Below are 1230 nucleotides of genomic sequence, written 5' to 3' on the forward strand. Positions count from 1 at the left end.
CCGACGGGGTCGGGCGCGGACCTGGCAGGGGGGAGGGCGCCCAAGCCGGTGGACCGTGGTTCGCGGTCCTGGCCTCGATCGCGGTGCTGCTCCTCCTGCTGGTCTTCATCCTCCAGAACCTCACCGGCGCCACGATCCACTTCCTGGGTGCGTCCGGCACGCTCCCGTTGGGAGTGGCACTGCTGCTCGCGGCGATCGCCGGTGCGGTCCTGGTGGCCCTGGTCGGCGCAGCCCGGATCATGCAACTGCGCCGCCAGGCCAAACGAGGGCTCCGCTAGGCGGTCGAACAGGTCCTGCCGTTCAGGGTGAAGCCGGTGGGGGTGACGTTGCTGCCCTGCCAGCTCGCCTGGAAACCGAATTCCACCGAGCCACCCGCGGCGACGGTCCCGTTCCATCCCTCGTTGGTCACCGAGACGGCGGCGCCCGACTGGGTCACCTTGCCGTTCCAGCTGTTGGTGATCTTCTGGCCGTTCGCGAACGACCAGCCGAGGTCCCAGCCGGTGATGGCGCCGGTGCCCCGGTTGGTGAGCTTCACCGAGCCGGTGAAGCCACCTCCCCACTGGTTGACGACCTCGTACCGCACCGAGCACGAAGCCGGTGGCGCAGTGGTGGTCGTCGTCGTGGTGGTCGTGGTGGTCGTGGTGGTGGTGCTCTTCGTGGTGGTGGTCGTCGAGGGCGGCCACGGGTGGGTGGTCGTGATCGGGCCGTCCGGGTCGGCGACGAGGATGCCGCGGCCGTTGGTGCCCAGGTAGACGCGCCCGTAGACCCGCGGGTCCCCGGTGATCGCCTCGCCCATGTTGCCGTACTGGTGGGCGTCGTCGTTGATGCGCACCCAGCCCGAGCCGACCCCGTCGTACCCGAGGTCCTCGGACCGGAAGACGCCGTCCGAGCCGATGCCCACGGTCAGCACCGCGTAGATCGTCGGGTAGGTCTTGCCGGGCGCGGCCTTGCCGAACCCGATGTTCACGCCGCGGCCGACGTGGCTGTTGCGCTTGACCGTGGCGCCGGAGTCGGTCGAGCGGTACAGGCCGCCCTGCCCGACCACCCAGACGTCGCCCTCGTGGCCGGGGGTGGCCTTGAGCTTGGTGGTCCCCGGCGCCTCGGCGCCCGCGGTGAACGTCGCGCCGCCGTCGGTGCTGGTGTAGAGGCGACCGCCGGCCAGGGCGTAGAACTTGTCCGGGTTCACCCGGTCGGACTCGACGACCGCGCCCGCCGGCACGCCCGCGGACG

2 protein-coding genes are annotated in these 1230 nt (G+C 71.3%); one reads left to right on the forward strand and one right to left on the reverse strand.

The window, feature by feature from the left end; genetic code table 11:
- A partial coding sequence (locus ACFV4N_RS33325) for a lipopolysaccharide assembly protein LapA domain-containing protein (protein ID WP_499676630.1) occupies nucleotides 1–278 on the forward strand: 278 nt, incomplete at its 5' end.
- Here the strand turns inward: ACFV4N_RS33325 and ACFV4N_RS33330 are convergent.
- A partial coding sequence (locus ACFV4N_RS33330; protein ID WP_499676631.1) for a cellulose binding domain-containing protein occupies nucleotides 275–1230 on the reverse strand: 956 nt, incomplete at its 5' end. The genes ACFV4N_RS33325 and ACFV4N_RS33330 overlap by 4 nt on opposite strands.

This window comes from Actinosynnema sp. NPDC059797, assembly GCF_042732085.1.
In the GTDB taxonomy this organism is placed as follows: domain Bacteria; phylum Actinomycetota; class Actinomycetes; order Mycobacteriales; family Pseudonocardiaceae; genus Actinosynnema.